This window comes from Caulobacter sp. FG7, from assembly GCF_057808875.1.
On record NZ_JBMDIW010000011.1, the window covers coordinates 20139 to 37160 of the forward strand.

General features: G+C 69.6%; 14 protein-coding genes. 9 read left to right on the forward strand and 5 right to left on the reverse strand.

Annotated features, from left to right (window positions below; translation table 11 throughout):
* The first annotated feature begins 46 nt into the window (after positions 1–46).
* The 7 genes from ACODR1_RS10870 (at position 47) to ACODR1_RS10900 (ending at position 5897) form a co-directional block, all read left to right on the forward strand.
* Positions 47–1273 carry a class I SAM-dependent methyltransferase gene (locus ACODR1_RS10870; RefSeq protein ID WP_488880454.1) on the forward strand — a complete coding sequence of 409 codons (1227 nt, stop codon included), beginning with the start codon at positions 47–49 and terminating at the stop codon, positions 1271–1273.
* A 13-nt stretch (positions 1274–1286) separates the two neighbouring features.
* Positions 1287–1571 (forward strand): hypothetical protein, encoded by a 285-nt coding sequence (locus tag ACODR1_RS10875; RefSeq protein ID WP_116489535.1) that lies wholly within the window; start codon positions 1287–1289, stop codon positions 1569–1571.
* A gap of 114 nt (positions 1572–1685) precedes the next feature.
* Complete coding sequence (locus tag ACODR1_RS10880; protein ID WP_488880455.1) at positions 1686–2684, forward strand: cysteine synthase A; 999 nt, start codon at positions 1686–1688, stop codon at positions 2682–2684.
* A gap of 171 nt (positions 2685–2855) precedes the next feature.
* Positions 2856–3710: a 3-mercaptopyruvate sulfurtransferase gene (gene sseA / locus ACODR1_RS10885; RefSeq protein WP_488880456.1), complete on the forward strand. Its 855-nt coding sequence runs from the start codon at positions 2856–2858 to the stop codon at positions 3708–3710.
* Positions 3711–3936: 226 nt separating this feature from the next.
* The gene (locus tag ACODR1_RS10890; protein ID WP_488880457.1) at positions 3937–4110 is read left to right on the forward strand and encodes a DUF1843 domain-containing protein; all 174 of its coding nucleotides are present in this window, start codon (positions 3937–3939) and stop codon (positions 4108–4110) included.
* A 6-nt stretch (positions 4111–4116) separates the two neighbouring features.
* Positions 4117–4293, forward strand: coding sequence for a DUF1843 domain-containing protein (locus ACODR1_RS10895; RefSeq protein WP_101719870.1), 177 nt, complete (start codon positions 4117–4119; stop codon positions 4291–4293).
* Between the two features lie 110 nt (positions 4294–4403).
* The gene (locus tag ACODR1_RS10900; protein WP_488880458.1) at positions 4404–5897 is read left to right on the forward strand and encodes a GDL motif peptide-associated radical SAM/SPASM maturase; all 1494 of its coding nucleotides are present in this window, start codon (positions 4404–4406) and stop codon (positions 5895–5897) included.
* An 839-nt stretch (positions 5898–6736) separates the two neighbouring features.
* Here the strand turns inward: ACODR1_RS10900 and ACODR1_RS10905 are convergent.
* The gene (locus tag ACODR1_RS10905) at positions 6737–7270 is read right to left on the reverse strand and encodes a hypothetical protein (protein WP_488880459.1); all 534 of its coding nucleotides are present in this window, start codon (positions 7268–7270) and stop codon (positions 6737–6739) included.
* A 156-nt stretch (positions 7271–7426) separates the two neighbouring features.
* Here ACODR1_RS10905 and metC point away from each other — a divergent pair, with 156 nt between their 5' ends.
* Entirely contained in the window at positions 7427–8581 is a 1155-nt protein-coding gene (gene metC, locus ACODR1_RS10910; protein WP_488880460.1) for a cystathionine beta-lyase, read from the forward strand.
* A gap of 237 nt (positions 8582–8818) precedes the next feature.
* Positions 8819–10726, forward strand: a complete 1908-nt coding sequence (mdoH, locus tag ACODR1_RS10915; RefSeq protein ID WP_488880461.1) for a glucans biosynthesis glucosyltransferase MdoH — start codon at positions 8819–8821, stop codon at positions 10724–10726.
* A 4-nt stretch (positions 10727–10730) separates the two neighbouring features.
* On the opposite strand, the gene cobA is transcribed toward mdoH, so the two are convergent.
* Genes cobA through nirB form a run of 4 tightly spaced genes read right to left on the reverse strand, consistent with a single transcriptional unit; the run spans position 10731 to position 17013 of the window.
* Positions 10731–11513, reverse strand: a complete 783-nt coding sequence (gene cobA, locus ACODR1_RS10920; protein WP_488880462.1) for a uroporphyrinogen-III C-methyltransferase — start codon at positions 11511–11513, stop codon at positions 10731–10733.
* Complete coding sequence (locus tag ACODR1_RS10925) at positions 11506–14193, reverse strand: molybdopterin-dependent oxidoreductase (RefSeq protein ID WP_488880463.1); 2688 nt, start codon at positions 14191–14193, stop codon at positions 11506–11508. The genes cobA and ACODR1_RS10925 overlap by 8 nt, the downstream gene beginning before the upstream one ends.
* 4 nt (positions 14194–14197) lie before the next feature.
* Entirely contained in the window at positions 14198–14551 is a 354-nt protein-coding gene (gene nirD, locus ACODR1_RS10930) for a nitrite reductase small subunit NirD (protein WP_277796383.1), read from the reverse strand.
* Positions 14548–17013 (reverse strand): nitrite reductase large subunit NirB, encoded by a 2466-nt coding sequence (gene nirB / locus ACODR1_RS10935; protein WP_488880464.1) that lies wholly within the window; start codon positions 17011–17013, stop codon positions 14548–14550. The genes nirD and nirB overlap by 4 nt, the downstream gene beginning before the upstream one ends.
* Positions 17014–17022 lie beyond the last annotated feature (9 nt).

Sequence of the window (17022 nt, forward strand, 5' to 3'; positions counted from 1 at the left end):
GCTTTCGGGGGTCTTACTTGTCCCATTCAAGGGATTGGGAGCGCTGATGACCGACACCTTGCCCGCCTCCTGGCGAGACGAAGATCTCCGGGCCGCGCCGCCGGCCTTCCGCACCGCGCTGCGCATCGCCGTCGAGAACTGGGCGATCGGATCCCTGACCTTCGTCCTGCCTTCGGGCAAGCCCCTGCGCATCGACGGCAAGACCCCCGGCCCCGACGCCGTGGTCCGCGTCCGCGACTACCGTTTCATCCGCCGGGCCTTCGCCTCGGGCGACATCGGCTTCGCCGAGGGCTACATGGCCGGCGAGTGGGACACGCCCGACCTGTCGGCGGTGCTGACGGCCTTCGCGCTGAATTTCGACAAGCTGGCGGCGCTGGTGCGGGGCAATCCCGTCATGCACCTGATCAACGTCATCTTCCACTGGATGAACCGCAACGACCGCAGCGGCTCCAAGCGCAACATCCACGCCCACTACGACCTGGGCAACGCCTTCTATTCCCAGTGGCTGGACCGCACGATGACCTATTCGTCGGCCCTCTACGACAAGGGTCCCGACGCCTCGCTCGACGCCGCCCAGACCCGCAAGTACGAGGCCCTGGCCCAGTCCATCGGCCTTGCGCCCGGCAAGCACGTGCTGGAGATCGGCTGCGGCTGGGGCGGCTTCGCCGAATACGCGGCCAGGGAGGTCGGGGCCAAGGTCACCGGCATCACCATCTCGCCCGCCCAGCATGATTTCGCGAAAAGGCGCCTGTTCGAGCAGGGCCTGGCCGAGAAGGCCGACATCCGGCTGATCGACTATCGCGACGTGCAGGGCCAGTTCGACGGCGTCGCCTCGATCGAGATGTTCGAGGCCGTCGGCGAGGAATACTGGCCGACCTATTTCGGCAAGATCCACGACGTGCTCACCCCCGGCAGCCGCGCCGGCCTGCAGATCATCACCATCAAGGACGACTTGTTCGACCGCTATCGCCGACACACCGACTTCATCCAGCGCTACATCTTCCCCGGCGGCATGCTGCCCAGCGAGACGCGCCTGCGCCAGGAGACCGACAAGGCGGGCCTCTCCTGGGACGGCGTGCGTCGCTTCGGACAGGACTACGCCGACACCCTGGCCCAGTGGGCGCAGCGGTTCGAGGCGGCCTGGGACCAGATCCGCCCTCTAGGCTTCGACGAGCGCTTCCGCCGGCTGTGGCACTTCTATCTCAGCTACTGCGAGGCCGGCTTCCGCACCGAACGCACCAACGTCGTCCAGCTAGGCCTGGCGCGCAGCTAGAGGAGCATCGGACGTGTCGCTCTTCACCCTGGTCCTCGACTATCACGGCGGCACCTACCTCTCGCAGTTCGACGCGGCGACGCCTGTCGAGGCTGTCGGCGCCTGGTGCCGCGAGTTGCACGACAACCAGCTGCTGGGCGAGCCGTCGTCCCTGGTCGCCGAGGGCATCATGGCCGACGCGGTCGAGAACAGTCTGGTGGGCATCGACGGCCTGTGCGGCGCCTGGTGCGCGGCGACGGCGGCGGCCGGGGGTCTTGCCCTGCTCAACGTCATCCAGACCGAGCCCACGGCCCACTGAACCTGACCCGTCGGCCGCCGCTTTCAGGAAAACTGGATTGATCCGGGCGGCCGCATCGCGATCTACCGTTGCCTCCAACGGCGCCTCTTCGCGCGAAGCCGCAGATTTTCAACCATGCCCGTCACCGCCAACGTTCTCGACGCCATCGGCAACACCCCGCTGATCCGCCTCAATCGGGCCAGCGAGGCCACCGGCTGCGAGATCCTGGGCAAGGCCGAGTTCATGAACCCCGGCCAGTCGGTCAAGGACCGCGCCGCGCTCAGCATCATCCGTGACGCCGAGGCCAAAGGCCTGCTCCGTCCCGGCGGCCGGGTGGTCGAGGGCACGGCCGGCAACACCGGCATCGGCCTGGCCATGGTCGCCTCGGCGCTGGGCTACAAGACCACCATCGTCATCCCGCGCACCCAGAGCCAGGAGAAGAAGGACGCCATCCGCCTGCTCGGCGCCGAACTGGTCGAGGTCGACGCCGTCCCCTACTCCAACCCCGACAACTACGTCCGCTACTCCGGCCGACTGGCCGAGGAGCTGGCCAAGACCGAACCCAACGGCGCGATCTGGGCCAACCAGTTCGACAACGTCGCCAACCGCCAGGCCCACTACGACACGACCGGCCCGGAGATCTGGGAGCAGACCGGCGGCAAGGTCGACGGCTTCATCTGCGCGGTTGGCTCGGGCGGCACCCTGGCGGGCGTGGCCCAGGCCCTGCGCGAGCGCAAGCCGGGCGTGAAGATCGGCCTGGCCGACCCGGGCGGCGCCTCGCTCTACAACTGGTACGCCGCCGGTGAACTCAAGGCCGAGGGCAATTCGATCAGCGAGGGCATCGGCCAGGGCCGGATCACCGCCAACCTCGAAGGCCTGGCCATCGACCATCCCTACCGCGTCTCCGACGAGGAGATGATGCAGCAGATCTTCGACCTGGTGCAGCATGAGGGCCTGTGCCTGGGCGGCTCCACGGGGATCAACGTCGCCGGCGCCGTGCGCCTGGCCAAGGACCTGGGCCCCGGCCACACCATCGTGACCATCCTCTGCGACCACGGCTCGCGCTACCAGAGCAAGCTCTTCAATCCCGCCTTCCTCGCCGAGAAGGGCTTGCCTACGCCGCCCTGGCTGTGAGGTCGTGCGTGTTCCTCGTCCTTCGACAAGCTCAGGATGAGGAATAGAGCGAGGACCTTGCAGTAGGAAACCTCACCCTGAGCTTGTCGAAGGGCGAGGTTTTCGCAGCTTGCGCCTGTGCGCGGCGCACGTGAAGTTGCCGCCCCTGTTCGCCAGTCCGAAAGGCCAGCCATGACCCACGCCGATCCCCTCGTCTCGACCGCCTGGCTGGCCGATCACCTCGACGCCCCGGACGTGCGCGTCGTCGACGCCTCGTGGTTCATGCCCGGCACGCCGCGCGACCCGAAGGCCGAGTTCGAGGCCGGCCACATCCCCGGCGCGGTGTTCTTCGACATCGACGAGATCTCCGACGAGACCTCGCCGCTGCCCCACATGCTGGCCAGCGGCGTCAAATTCGCCTCGCGGGTGCGCAAGCTGGGCCTCGGCGACGGCTCGCGCATCGTCGTCTACGACAGCACCAGCATCCTGCCGGCCGCCCGCGTGTGGTGGAACTTCCGCGTCATGGGCCACGAGGACGTGGTGGTGCTGGACGGCGGCCTGCCCAAGTGGATCGCCGAGGGGCGCCCGCTGGAGGACGGCCGCGCCGCCCCGCAGGAGCGCCACTTCACCCCGCGCCTGCAGGCCGACCTCGTCCGCAGCTTCGACCAGATGAAGAAGAACCTGGAGACCGGCCGCGAGCAGGTGATCGACGCCCGCGCCGCCGGCCGCTTCAACGGCGAGGTTCCCGAGCCCCGCGCGGGCCTGGCCAGCGGCCACATCCCCGGTTCGCGCAACATCCCGCTCTCGGCCCTGCTGGGTCCCGACGGCGCCATGCTGCCCACCGACCAGTTGAAGACCGTCTTCGCCGAGGCCGGGGTCGACATCGAAAAGCCGATCGCCACGACCTGCGGCTCAGGCATCACCGCCTCGGTCGTGTCGCTGGCCCTGCATCGCCTGGGCAAGCCGCGGGCTGCCGTCTACGACGGCTCGTGGACCGAATGGGGCGGTCGCGACGACGCGCCGGTCGCAACCGGTCCGGCTGTGTAAAAACACTCAAAGTTACGTCATTTTCAAATACAATCCTGAATTGACAAGACGCTCCGTGTGGCCGACCCTCGACGTGTTGGGGGTCGGCCTCGCGCCGCCATGAAGCGCGGCCACATCGCTCCCCGCCAGTGCCCGTCAGCTTAACGACCTTCGGCGCGCCAACCGCGCCGAGCACGCAACCGCGCGACCGGCGGAGCCGTCGGCACGCTCGTGGGGAGAGAACGTCATGTCGTCGTTTCGACCGCTCTATGCCGTCACCATCACCGACGCCGTCGCCGCCGGCGACCTGGACCAGCTGAAGAAGCTGGCCGCCGAGGCCGAGGCCCACATCCAGCAGTACGGCGACATCCCGACGCTGCTGGCCGCTCTGAAGCTCGAAATCGCCAAGCTCGGGGGCTGATCCGCCATGAACATCAAGCCCTACGGCGTCGCCGTGACCGACGCCATCGCCTCGGGCGATCTCTCGCGCCTGAAGGAGGCCGAAGCCGCCGCCCAGGCTCACCTGGACGAGTACGGCGACATCCCGACCCTGCTGGCGCTGCTCAAGGTCGAGATCGCCAAGCTGGAAGGCCGCAAGAGCTAGCCAGGCGCGGGCGGCGCCGTCTCGCCGGCGACGTCGCCCGTCCCTCGCGTTTCGGGGCCAGCCCATCGCGTTTTGGGGCCAAGCCATCGCGTTTTGGGGAAAGAGCGCGCATGACCGACACCTTGCCGCTCGCCGTTCGGACCACGCCGGAAGGTAAGTCCGTCCGCTTCCGCACGGACGAGGACTACGAGCAGCTGACCCCCGTCCATGTGGTCTGGGAGGTCACGCTCGCCTGCAATCTCAAGTGCCAGCACTGCGGTTCGCGCGCCGGCCGTCCCCGCCCCGACGAGCTGAACCCGGCCGAGGCGCTGGAGTTGATCGATCATCTGGCCGCCCTGGGCACGCGCGAGCTGACCCTGATCGGCGGCGAGGCCTATCTGCGCCGCGACTGGATCGAACTGATCCGCCGCAGCCGCGCCCACGGCATCCGCACCGCCGTCCAGACCGGCGCCCGCAACCTGACCGACAAGCGCCTGGACGAGGCGGCAGAGGCCGGCCTGCAGGGCATCGGCGTGTCGATCGACGGCCTGCCTGAGTTGCACGACCGCGTACGCGGGGTGCCCGGCTCCTACGACCAGGCGATCAGCGCGCTCCAGCGAGCCAAGGCCCGGGGGATGGCCGTCTCGGTCAACACCCAGATCGGCGCCGAGACCGCCGCCCACCTGCCCGAACTGATGGAGCGGATCATCGAGGCCGGCGCAACGCACTGGCAGATCCAGCTGACCGTGGCCATGGGCAACGCCGTCGACAATCCCGACCTCCTGCTCCAGCCCTATCAACTGCTCGACGTCATGCCGCTGCTGGCCCGCCTCTATCGCGAGGGCCTGGAGCGGGGCCTCCTGATGATCGTCGGCAACAATGTCGGCTATTTCGGCCCCTACGAGCGGATGTGGCGGGGCCTGGGCGACGAGGCCGATCACTGGAACGGCTGCGCGGCCGGCCAGGGCGGCATCGGCATCGAGGCCGACGGCACGATCAAGGGCTGCCCGTCGCTGGCCACCTCGCTCTACGCCGCCGGAAACGTGCGCGAGATGAGCATCGCCGACATCTGGCGCCACAGCGAAACGATCGCCTTTGGCCGCGTGCGCGACGTCGAGGAGCTCTACGACTACTGCCGCACCTGCTACTACGCCGATGTCTGCCGCGCCGGCTGCACCTGGACCTCGGAGTCGCTGCTGGGCAAGCGCGGCAATAACCCCTACTGCCACCACCGGGTGCTCGACCTGGCAAGGCACGGCTGGCGCGAGCGGGTGACCAAGGTCAAGGACGCGCCGGCCGCCAGCTTCGCCATCGGCGAGTTCGCCCTGGTGCGCGAAGCCATACCCGGCGCCCAGACCATTCCCCTCCCGGTCCGCGATCCGGCCGGGGTCCACGTAGCCCATCGCGAACGCACCGCCGCCGGCGGCGCCCTGCCGCCCCGGCTGAAGGTCTGCCGCTCCTGCGACCAGTACGTCTGGCCCCACGAGACCGATTGCCCCCACTGCGCCGCCGACCTCGCCGAGGTCGAGCGCCAGCACGTCGAGGCCGCCGAACGTCGGCGGGCCCTGATCGAACAGGCCCGGGCTGTGCTGGGCGGAATGGGATCGCCTCAACCAAGGGCTTGAGGCGCCCCCACCCGTGAAATCCCCGCAAATGTGGGGACCCAGGCTTTTTCTGAAACGCGCCGAAAAGCCCTTCCCCCTCGATGGGGGAAGGATTGGGATGGGGGTGACGCCGCGCGCTCAACTTGCACCGCCGCTTCAAAGCTGACCGCCGCAGCCACCCCCAATCCCGGCCCTTCCACCATCCGCCGACGGGAAGGGAGGCGTTTATGGGGATAGATGCAGCTCCATCCACGGCAAATTCACGAAAGAACCTAACGAACTCAACGCCCTAAAATTTTCTCACCCAATTTTGTCAGACGCGCTCAGAAGGCGTGACTGGGCCGCCAAGCCGTTCCGTGACGAGGCGAGCGGGTCGACAGGGTCGGGATCGTTCAAACCGGCCTAACAGGATCAGCCGAGGCTCGCGCCGGATTACCGCGGAGCTATTGGTCCTGCCCGATCGCGCAGCGATCGGTGGGGGGAGTGATGACGAAACTGACCCACGCCTCGAAAGCTGAAACCGGCCCCCCACCGGCCTTCGGCCGCCTCCCCCACGGGGGGAGGTTCGCCGATCCAGATCCTCCCCCTGAAGGGGGAGGTGGCCCGAAGGGCCGGAGGGGGACGTGTCTGATGTGGTCGGCGCATCCCCTAAACCAGCAATCCCTTCCCCCTCAGTCGCTCCGCGACAGCTCCCCCTTCAGGGGGAGCATCTGCGCCAATAGATCCTCCCCCTGTGGAGGAGGTGGCCCGGAGGGCCGGAGGGGGGCGTTCTCAGCCGCCGCAGCGCCTGAAAATCACCAACTCCCCCACCGATCGCTGCCGCGATCGCCTCCCCCCACGGGGGGAGGTTCCTCGCCACCTCAGCCCTCCCCACAGCCCGCCCGCACGAGCTCATAACTCGCAAACCCCTGCTCCTTGCCGCCCGCCCCGCGCATGACGATGGACCAGCTCAGATGTTCACCTGCCCGCGCCCAGCGATTGACGAAGGCGGCGTCGCCATAGGGGTAGCTGACCTCAAAGCCGTTCGGCGCGACCCTGCCCGCGCCCTGCGAGGCGCCGTCGCCGCCGAAGCTGTCGGCCCACAGGCCCACGATCGCGGCCGGTTCGCCGGCCTTGGTCGCGCGGCCGCCCAGCAGCAGGTGGGCGGCATAGGTGTCGGCGGGATCGGCCTTGGCCACGCTGTCGGCCTCGATCAACATCATCGCCCCGCCCACGATCGGTCTGGCCGACAGGGCGATGGTCACGGGCTTGCCCATGACCGTCCCCTCGCCCTTCCAGCAACCGGCTAGGCCCGCGACCTGCGCCGGCGGCGGCGTAGGCGGCGGATCCTCGGCCCAAGCGGCGACGCCAACCATCGACGCCGACAGCGCCAGAAGCCAAACCAGAACGCTCATCTCGTCCCCCGATACGACGCCGGTCCCCGCCGGGCGTCCGCCCGTAGATCGCCGATTCCCAGCGTCGCTCGCCAGGACGTTGATCGAACGCTTGAACCCCGGCCGTCCGCGCCCTTAAACGACGTGTTCCTTCCCGTGCTTACGAGTCCCGCCGCCATGGACGAAAAGACCCGCCTGATCCGCTCGGGCCTGCAGGCCCCGTCGCTGGCGCGCACCGTCAATCCGCCGATCCAGCGCGGCTCCACCGTGCTGATGCCCAACGCCGCCTCGCTGTACGACGACAGCCAGCTGACCTACGGCATCACGGGCCTGTCCTCGCCCGCCGCCCTGCAAGCGGCCCTGGCCGAACTGGAGGGCTCGCCGGACGTGACCCTCTATCCGTCAGGCCTTGCGGCGATCACCGGGGCGATGATGGCCGTGCTGAAGGCCGGCGACGACGTGCTGGTGGTCGACAGCGCCTACAAGCCGACCCGCCGGTTCTGCGACCGCTTCCTCACGCGCTTCGGCGTCACCACCCGCTATTACGACCCGGCTCTCGACGCCGACGCCCTGATCGCCCTGGCCCAGCCCAATACCCGGCTGATCCTGCTGGAGGCCCCCGGCTCCCTGACCTTCGAGATGCAGGACGTGCCGGCCATCGCCGCGGCCGCCAAGGCCCGCGGCATCCTGACCCTGATCGACAACACCTGGGGGGCGGGCCTGCTCTTCAAGCCGCTGGCGTACGACGTGACCATCAGCGTGCAGGCCCTGACCAAGTATGTCGGCGGCCACTCGGACTGCTTCATGGGCAGCGCAACGACCATGGACCCGGTGATCGGCGACGAGCTGGGCAACGCCATGTGGGACGTGGGCTGGTCGGTTTCGCCCGACGACGCCTACACCATGCTGCGCGGCCTGCGGACCCTGGCCACGCGCATGCCGCGTCACGAGCAGAACGGCCTGGCCGTCGCCCGCTGGCTGGAACAACGGCCCGAGGTGGCCCGCGTTCTGCACCCCGCCCTGCCCGACGATCCCGGCCACGCGATCTGGAAGCGCGACTTCTCCGGCGCCTGCGGCCTGTTCGGCGTGGTCCTTAAGCCCACCACCCAGCGCTCGGTGCACGCCTTCCTCGACGCCCTGACCCTATTTGGCCTCGGCTTCTCCTGGGGCGGCTTCGAAAGCCTGGCGATCCACTGCGACCCGCAGCTGAAGAGCCGCTCGACGCCGGTGAACTTCGAAGGCCCCCTGCTGCGGCTGCATATCGGGCTGGAGGATCCGATCGACCTGATCGCCGACCTGGAACGCGGCTTCCGGGCCCTGGCGGCGGCTTGACCCGCGAGGCGCGAGAACCGCGCATTGCGGTGTGGAACACCGATCGTTTCCGCACCGCAACATACCGCCACACCCTGGCCGCAAGCAGGGCCAGATTATGCCCAAACGGCTGAATATGCGAAGTTATTCAGCAGCACATAGCGCAGCCACGCGTCTTGGAAACTTGACCGTGGTTATATTTCCTTCGCATCGCAACTGATTGTCGCCGTGAGGGTTCTTCGCGCGAAAGGACCCTTGATGGACATACGCCTCGCCGACCGGCTTCCGCCTTGCAACGTTCCCGATAAGGCGCCGCCGGCCGCCTGGCTCCCCGCCGAGTCCGCGATGGACATGCCCGTCCGCGCGCTGTCGGATCCGGACGTCGGCTGGCGCCGCCTGGCCCGCTCGCGGCAGCGACGGCGCCTTGGCCTGGGCGCCTTCACGATCCTGGCTTTCGCCTTCGGCCTGACGACCATGCTGGACGCCTTCACGGCCGGCGGCGTCACCCTGCTGGAATGGATCGACGCCCTGCTGGTGGCCGTGCTGCTGGCCTGGACCGGCTTTTCCTGCGCCGCCGCCCTCGGCGGCTTCCAGCTGGCCCTGAACCCCGACACCTGGGAACGGCGCCTCGACGATCCGCCGCCGCACCTGCGCAAGAAGGTCGCCCTGCTGGCGCCGATCTACAACGAGGACGTCGCCGCCGTGTTCGCGCGGATCGAGGCCATGCGCGCCGACCTCGACCGCGAGCGGCTGTCGTCGACCTTCGACGTCTTCGTGCTCAGCGACACGCGCGATCCCGACATCGCCGAGGCCGAGCGTCTGGCGGTGATCGCCGCCCGTTCGGGCCCCTCGCCCACCCGCCTCTATTATCGCCGCCGCGAGCAGAACACCGACCGCAAGACCGGCAACCTGGCCGAATGGGTGCGCCGGTTCGGCGGCGCCTACGAATGCATGGCGGTGCTCGACGCCGACAGCCTGATCAGCGCCCGTTCCCTGCGCCGCATGGCCGGAGCCATGGAGACCGATCCGGTGCTGGGCGTCCTGCAGGCCGGCACCACGATCGTCGGCCGCACCACCCTGTTCGGCCGCGCCGAGCAGTTCGCCAGCTGGGTCTATGGCCCCCTGGCCACCTGGGCGCTGGCCTGGTGGAGCGGCGCAGAGGCCAACTATTTCGGCCACAACGCCATGATCCGCACCAAGGCCTTCGCCGAGTGCTGCGGCCTGCCCCACCTGCCCGGCAGGGCGCCGTTCGGCGGCGCCATCCTCAGCCACGACTTCGTCGAGGCCGCCCTGATGCGGCGCGGCGGCTGGGCCGTGCGCATGGCCCCCTCGCTGGACGACGTGCACGAGGAGGCCCCGCCCACCCTGTCGGACATGCTGGTGCGCGACCGCCGCTGGAGCCAGGGCAACCTCCAGCACCTGGGCATACTGGGCGTGAAGGGCTTGCACCCGGTCAGCCGCCTGCACCTGCTGCGCGGCGCCCTGGCCTATGCGTTGGCGCCGGTCTGGCTGCTGCTGGTGGTGCTGAGCGCCATGCTGGCGGCCTTCCCCGTCCTGGGCGGCGCGCGGGCCGAACTCTTCCTGGTCGAGGGCGCCGCGGCGGCCTTCGCCGTGTCGCTGGGCTTCCTGTTCGCGCCCAAGCTGCTGGCGGTGATCCTGACCTGCAAGGAGGGCAAGGCCGGAGGCTTCGGCGGGGTCGGTCCGCTGCTGGTCTCGGTGGCCGTGGAGACGCTGCACTCGACCCTGACGGCGCCGGTGATCCTGTTCGGTCATGCCCGCTGCCTGGTCGACATCCTGGCCGGCCGCGATTCCGGCTGGGCCGCCCAGCGGCGCGAGGCCGAGGGCACGCTGTGGCGTGAGGCTTTCAAGCGCCATACGCCCGAGATCGTCGCCGGTCTCCTGCTGCTGGCCTGCGCGGCCCTGGCCGGCCCCTCGCTGGGAGTCTGGATCCTGCCGGCGGCCATCGGCCTGCTGATCGCCCCCGCCGCCTCTGTGCTGACCGGCAGCGCGCGCTGGGGCCTGGCCTTGCGCAAACGGGGCCTGTTGCTGGCGCCGTGCGAACTGTCGCCCTCGCGCCTGCTGCGCGAGGCCTACGGTCGCCCGGCGGGTCCGCAGCTGCGAGTCCGCGAGGAAGAGGACAGCGCAACGGCCATGGCCACGGCCTGACGGCTCAAGCCCGGCGGGCGACTTCCTCGATCTGCGCCAGTTCCGGCGTCCAGCGCAGGTCCTGGGCGCGACGGGCCACCGCGCCGATGACGATCAGCACCGGACCACCGGTTCCGCCCGCCAGCAGGCTCGGCAGAGCGTCGAGCCGGCCGGTGCGCAGGGATGCGGCCGGATCACCCGCCCGTTCCACGACCAGGGCCGGCGTGCACGGCGCCCGGCCGGCGGCGATCAGGCGGCGGCCAAGCTCGGCGGCCGCTTCCCCGCCCATATAGACCGCGACCGTGGCTTCTGGATCCGACGCGGCGGCCCAATCCTCGATGACGTCGCCACTGCCGACCCGGGCCGTGGTGAAGATCACTCGCCGGGCCTCGCCGCGATGGGTCAGAGGGAAGTTGAACTGGGCGGCGGCGGCGCTGGCGGCCGTGACGCCGGGCACCACCTCGACCGACACGCCGTGGGCGCGCAGGAACTCGGCCTCCTCGCCCACCCGGCCGAACACCGAAGGATCACCGCCCTTCAGGCGCACGACGCGCAGGCCGCGACGGGCCAAGCGCAACATCAGGCGGTTGATCGCCTCCTGCTTCATGCTGGGCCGGCCCGAACGCTTGCCGGTCAGGATCCGCACGCAGCCGGCCGGGGCCAGGGCGATCGCCTCGTCCGAGATCAGGGCGTCATAGAGCAGCGCCTGCGCGCTCTCCACCGCCCGTGCGGCGCGCAGGGTCATCAGGTCGACTGGGCCAGGACCGGCGCCGACCAGCAGCACGTCTCCAAGAGCGGCGTCACGCATCGGCGGTCTCCTTGGCCTTGAGCGAAGCGGCGGCGGCGATCATCCGGGCGATCTCCGGACGGCACGAGCCGCAGTTGGTTCCGGCGCCGGTGGCCGCGCCGACTGCGTCGGCGGTGGCGGCCCCGGCGGTGATGGCGGCGTCAACGGCCTTGGCGCCGACCTTCAGGCAGGCGCAGACCATCGGCCCCTTGTCGACCGGCGCGCCAGGCGGGCGGCCGATCAGCAGGGCCGAACGAGCCTCGGCGGTGAGGGTGTCGAGGGCGAACAGGTCGGCCAACCATTCGCGCGGCGGCAGGCGGCCGGCTGCGGTCTGGAACAGCACGGCTACCAGCTTGCCGTCCGCGATCCAGGCCTCTCGGCGCGAGCCCGCGCCGGCGTCTTCATAGACCGTGGTCTCGCCGACGAGGCCCTTGCTCAGGCGCTTGCGCAGGGCCTCACGCTCGGCGGCGTCGCCACGACCTGCAAACTCGTGCAACTGGGCGGCGTCCTGCGGGATGCGCCGCCAGACGAGATCGAGATTGGCCGGCGCGGCGATGATCTCGCGGGTCAGGAAGAAGCCTTTCCAGGTTTCGCGGTAAGGCCGCGCCCGGGCAGGCGTATGCTTGAACTCCGGCTGCCCCGAGACCGGATCGAGGTTCGGCGCGATCAAGTGGTTCGACTTGCCCGACGGCGCGAAGGCGTCGGTCCAGTGCATGGGCATGAACAGGCCGCCCACGCGCTGGCGGTCGGTGACCTTGGCCAGAGCGACGGCCTCGCCGCGCACCGTCGAGACGCGGGTCAGGACGCCGTCCTTGATCCCGGCGGCTTCGGCGTCGCGGGGGTGGATCTCGACGAAGGGCTCAGGCGCGTGGCGGCAGAGGTCGGGGGCCAGGCCCGTGCGGGTCATGGTGTGCCACTGGTCGCGGATACGGCCGGTGTTGAGCGACATCGGGAAAGCGTCGCTGACGGCATCCGCCGGGCCCTTCGGCCGAACCGGAACCATGCGGCCGCGCCCGTCCGGCGTCTGGAAGCGACCATCGACGAACAGGCGCGGCATTCCCTTGCCGTCGGCTCGCACCGGCCACTGGATCGGAGCCAGGGCGGCGTAATCGTCCGGCGTCATGCCCGACAGGCCGGTGAGGTCGAGCAGGCGCGAGCCCTGGTTCTCGTAGGCCGTCAGGCGCGCCCATTCGCGGAAGATAGAAGCCTGCGAAGGCCAGCCGAAGCCGTCAAAGCCCATGCCCTGGGCGACGTCGGCCATGATACGCCAGTCAGCGCGGGCCTGGCCGGGCGCCGGAAACAGCGCCCGCTGGCGCGAGATGCGACGCTCGGAGTTGGTGACCGTGCCGTCCTTCTCGGCCCAGGCCAGGGCCGGCAGCTTGACGTGGGCATAGGCCGTGGTGTCGGTCTCGACGCAGTCGGAAACGACGACGAAGGGGCAAGCCTCCAGCGCCGCGCGCACCACGCCGGCGTTAGGCAGGCTCACGGCCGGGTTGGTGGCCATCACCCAGATCGCCTTGATCTTGCCCGACCGCACGGCCTCGAACATCTCGACGGCCTTCAGGCCCGGCGCGCGAGCGGTGTGCGGCGCGCCCCAGAAGCGCGCGACACGGTCACGGTCTTCGGACGCGAAGTCCATGTGGCCGGCCAGGGTGTTGGCCATGCCGCCGGTCTCGCGACCGCCCATGGCGTTGGGCTGGCCGGTGATCGAGAACGGGCAGGCGCCCGGCTTGCCGATCCGGCCCGTGGCGAGGTGGGCGTTGATGATCGCCAGGCCCTTGGCCACGCCCTGGGCCGACTGGTTGGAGCCCATCGAGAACAGGCTGACGGTCTTCGGGTTAGCCGCGAACAGATCGTAGAAGGCCAGCAGGTCTTCGACCGCGATCCCGCAGTCGGCGGCGACGGCGGCGGGCGACTGGTCGTCCTGCGCCAGGGCCTCGCGCACCGCGTCGATCCCGTTCACGTGCTCGGCGACGTAGTCGAGATCCAGCAAGCCGCGACGATCCATCTCGGCCAGCAATCCGCTCCACAGCCGCACGTCGCTTTGCGGTGCGATGGCCAGGTGCAGGTCCGCGCCTTCGGCGGTGTCGGTGCGGCGCGGGTCGATGACCACGTGCTTCTGGCCGCGGGCCTTGGCGGCCTCCAGGCGGCGGAACAGGATCGGGTGGGTCCAGGCGGCGTTGTGGCCGGCGAAGACCACCAGATCGGCCTCGTCGAGGTCCTCGTAGCAGCCGGGCACTAGGTCAGCGCCGAAGGCCTGTTTGTGGGCGGCGACGGCCGAGGCCATACAGAGGCGGCTGTTGGTGTCGATATTGCCCGAGCCGATGAAACCCTTCATCAGCTTGTTGGCGACGTAGTAGTCCTCGGTCAGCAGCTGGCCCGAGACGTAGAAGGCGACGCTGTCGCGGCCGTGGCGGGCGATGGTGTCGCGGAAGCGCTTGGCGACCAAGGACGTCGCTTCGCCCCAGGTCGCCACCCGGCCGTTGATCGACGGCTCCAGCAGGCGCCCCTCAAGGCCGACCGTGGCGCCGAGGGCCGAGCCCTTGGAGCACAGCCGGCCCTTGTTGGCCGGGTGAGCCGGATCGCCGGACACCGCCAGCGTCCTGCTCCCGCCCGCCGCGCCCGAGACGCCGCAACCGACGCCGCAATAGGGGCAGGTGGTCCTGACCGTGGTTGCGATGGCCCCGGAACCGTCGGCCATGGCGTCAGCCCGCCATCACCGGCTGGGCCAGCAGAACCCGGCCGTCCTGCACCCGCACCGGAACAACCGGCGTGCAGCCCTTGCCGGCGTCGGCGCCGGTAGGCTGGCCGGTCTTCAGGTCGATGACCCAGCTGTGCAGCGGGCAGGTCACGCCGTGTCCGTGGACGATGCCCTGGCTGAGCGGACCGTGCTTGTGCGGGCAGCGGTCGACCAGGGCGAAGACCTGGCCGTCGCCGGTGCGGAACACGGCCACGTCACCCTGCGCCGTCGCCACGCGCCGCGAGCCTCGCTCGGGAATGTCGGTGACGGCGCCGACGTCGTGCCAGGCCGGATCGATATCGAAAGTCTGGATCGTCATTCCGCAGCCATCCCCATCGGAAGCGTCGCCATCGGCTTGAACTCACCGGCCTCGACGCCCTTGCTGGCGCGCTCGGCCCACGGATCGACCTGGGCGGTTTCCTGCGACTTCACGAAGCGGGCGAAGAGCGCCGCGCGGTTATCAAGGTCCTCGACCGTGGCGGCGTGGATCGTGTCGAGCCCGATGCGGGCCATCCACTTGTAGATCCGCTCCAGGTACCAGCCGCCCTCGCGGTACATCTGCATGACCGCCGAGATCAGCTGGATCGCCTCCTCTTCGGTGGCGACCTTGGTCAGCAGCTGCGTGCCCTGGATGTGCAGGCCGGCGGCGCCGCCGACATGGATCTCGTAGCCACTGTCGACGCAGATCACGCCGATGTCCTTGCAGGTCGATTCCGCGCAGTTGCGGGGGCAACCCGACACGGCCAGCTTGACCTTGGCCGGCGCCCACGACCCCCACATGAACTTCTCGAGCTTGATGCCCAGGCCCGTGGAGTCCTGGGTGCCGAACCGGCACCATTCCGAACCCACGCAGGTCTTCACCGTGCGCAGGCCCTTAGCGTAGGCATGGCCGCTGACCATGCCCGCGGCGTTGAGATCGGCCCAGACCGCCGGCAGGTCGTCCTTCTGGACGCCGAGCAGGTCGATGCGCTGGCCGCCTGTCACCTTCACCGCCGGGATGGCGTACTTGTCGGCGACGTCGGCGATCGCCCGCAGTTCGTCAGGCGTGGTCATGCCGCCCCACATGCGCGGGACGACCGAATAGGTGCCGTCCTTCTGGATGTTGGCGTGGACCCGTTCGTTGATGAAACGCGACTGGCTGTCGTCAACGTACTCGCCGGGCCAGGCGCACAGCAGGTAATAGTTCAGCGCCGGGCGGCACGAGGCGCAGCCGTCGGGCGTGGTCCACTCCATGGCCTGCATGACCGCCGGCATGGACTTCAGGTCCTGGGCCAGGATAGCCTCACGCACCGCCCCGTGCGGGTGCGAGGTGCACTTGCACATCGGCTTGGGCCCAGTCTGGACCTTGAACCCGTCGCCGAGCGTGGCCTTGATGACCTGCTCGACCAGCGGCGTGCACGAACCGCACGAGGCCGAGGCCTTGGTGACGGCGCGCACGTCGTCCAGGGTGGTCAGGCCCTGGGCGGTGATGGCCGAGGTGATCGCACCCTTGCAGACGCCGTTGCAGCCGCAGATCTCCTGCGTGTCGGGCATGGCCGCAACGGCCGCGCTAGGGTCCAGGCCGGACAGCCCCTCCGTGATCGCCTGGCCGAAGATGATGGTGTCGCGGATCTCGGCGACGTCGGTCCCGGCCTTCATCAGGTCGAAGTACCAGCCGCCGTCGGCCGCATCGCCGAACAGCACCGCGCCGGCGACCCGGCCGTCCTCGATGACCACGCGCTTGTAGACGCCGCGGGCCGCGTCACGGAACACGATGTCCTCGCAGCCCTCGCCGCCGGCGAACTTGCCGGCCGAGAACACGTCGACGCCGGAGACCTTCAGGCGGGTCGACAGGACCGAGCCCTGATAGGCGCCCTCGCCGTCGGTCAGTTCCTCGGCGAGCGCCCGGCACATGTCCCAGATGGGAGCGACGAGGCCGTAGCAGTTGCCGCGGTGCTCGACGCATTCGCCGACCGAGAACACCGCCGGATCGGAGGTGCGCATGGCGTCGTCGACGATGATGCCGCGGTTGACCTGTAGGCCCGAGGCCTTGGCCAGGGTCGCGTTCGGGCGGATGCCGACCGCCATCACCAGGATGTCGCAAGGCAGGGTGCGACCGTCCTTCAACTTCAGGCCGGTGACCTTGCCGTCCTCGCCGACGATGGCTTCGGAGTGGGCGCCGAGCACGGTCTCGACGCCGCGCTCCAGCAGGGCCTCGCGCAGCAGGTAGCCGGCGCTTTCGTCCAGCTGGCGCTCCATGAGGACGTCCATCAGGTGGACGACGGTGGCCCCCATGCCGCGGCGGGCCAGGCCATAGGCGGCTTCCAGGCCCAGCAGGCCGCCGCCGATGACCACGGCGCGGGCGCCGGGCTTGGCCGAGGCGGCGATCATGGCGTCGACGTCGTCGAGATCGCGGAAGGTGACCACGCCCGAAAGGTCAGCGCCCGGCAGCGGCAGGCGGAACGGATCCGAGCCGGTAGCCAGGATCAGCTTGTCATAGGCGACCTCGAGGCCGCCTTCGGCGATCACCTTGCGGCCTTCCAGATCGACCCCGGTCACCCAGCGGCCGGCGTGCAGCGTAATGCCGTTGTCGCGGTACCAGGCCTCGTCGTTGATGACGATGTCGTCGAAGGTCTTTTCGCCCGCCAGCACCGGCGAGAGCATGATGCGGTTGTAGTTCACCCGCGGCTCGGCGCCGAAGATGGCGATCTCGTAGCGCTCGGGGTCGCGCTTGAGGATTTCCTCGACCGCCCGGCAACCGGCCATGCCGTTGCCGATGACGACCAGCTTTTCCTTGGTCATGGTTCTAGC

Coding starts and splice junctions, on each gene's coding strand:
- ACODR1_RS10870 (WP_488880454.1), top strand. CDS start 47: ATGACCGACACCTTGCCCGCCTCCTGGCGAGACGAAGATCTCCGGGCC.
- ACODR1_RS10880 (WP_488880455.1), top strand. CDS start 1,686: ATGCCCGTCACCGCCAACGTTCTCGACGCCATCGGCAACACCCCGCTG.
- sseA (WP_488880456.1), top strand. CDS start 2,856: ATGACCCACGCCGATCCCCTCGTCTCGACCGCCTGGCTGGCCGATCAC.
- ACODR1_RS10890 (WP_488880457.1), top strand. CDS start 3,937: ATGTCGTCGTTTCGACCGCTCTATGCCGTCACCATCACCGACGCCGTC.
- ACODR1_RS10895 (WP_101719870.1), top strand. CDS start 4,117: ATGAACATCAAGCCCTACGGCGTCGCCGTGACCGACGCCATCGCCTCG.
- ACODR1_RS10900 (WP_488880458.1), top strand. CDS start 4,404: ATGACCGACACCTTGCCGCTCGCCGTTCGGACCACGCCGGAAGGTAAG.
- ACODR1_RS10905 (WP_488880459.1), bottom strand. CDS start 7,270: ATGAGCGTTCTGGTTTGGCTTCTGGCGCTGTCGGCGTCGATGGTTGGC.
- metC (WP_488880460.1), top strand. CDS start 7,427: ATGGACGAAAAGACCCGCCTGATCCGCTCGGGCCTGCAGGCCCCGTCG.
- mdoH (WP_488880461.1), top strand. CDS start 8,819: ATGGACATACGCCTCGCCGACCGGCTTCCGCCTTGCAACGTTCCCGAT.
- cobA (WP_488880462.1), bottom strand. CDS start 11,513: ATGCGTGACGCCGCTCTTGGAGACGTGCTGCTGGTCGGCGCCGGTCCT.
- ACODR1_RS10925 (WP_488880463.1), bottom strand. CDS start 14,193: ATGGCCGACGGTTCCGGGGCCATCGCAACCACGGTCAGGACCACCTGC.
- nirD (WP_277796383.1), bottom strand. CDS start 14,551: ATGACGATCCAGACTTTCGATATCGATCCGGCCTGGCACGACGTCGGC.
- nirB (WP_488880464.1), bottom strand. CDS start 17,013: ATGACCAAGGAAAAGCTGGTCGTCATCGGCAACGGCATGGCCGGTTGC.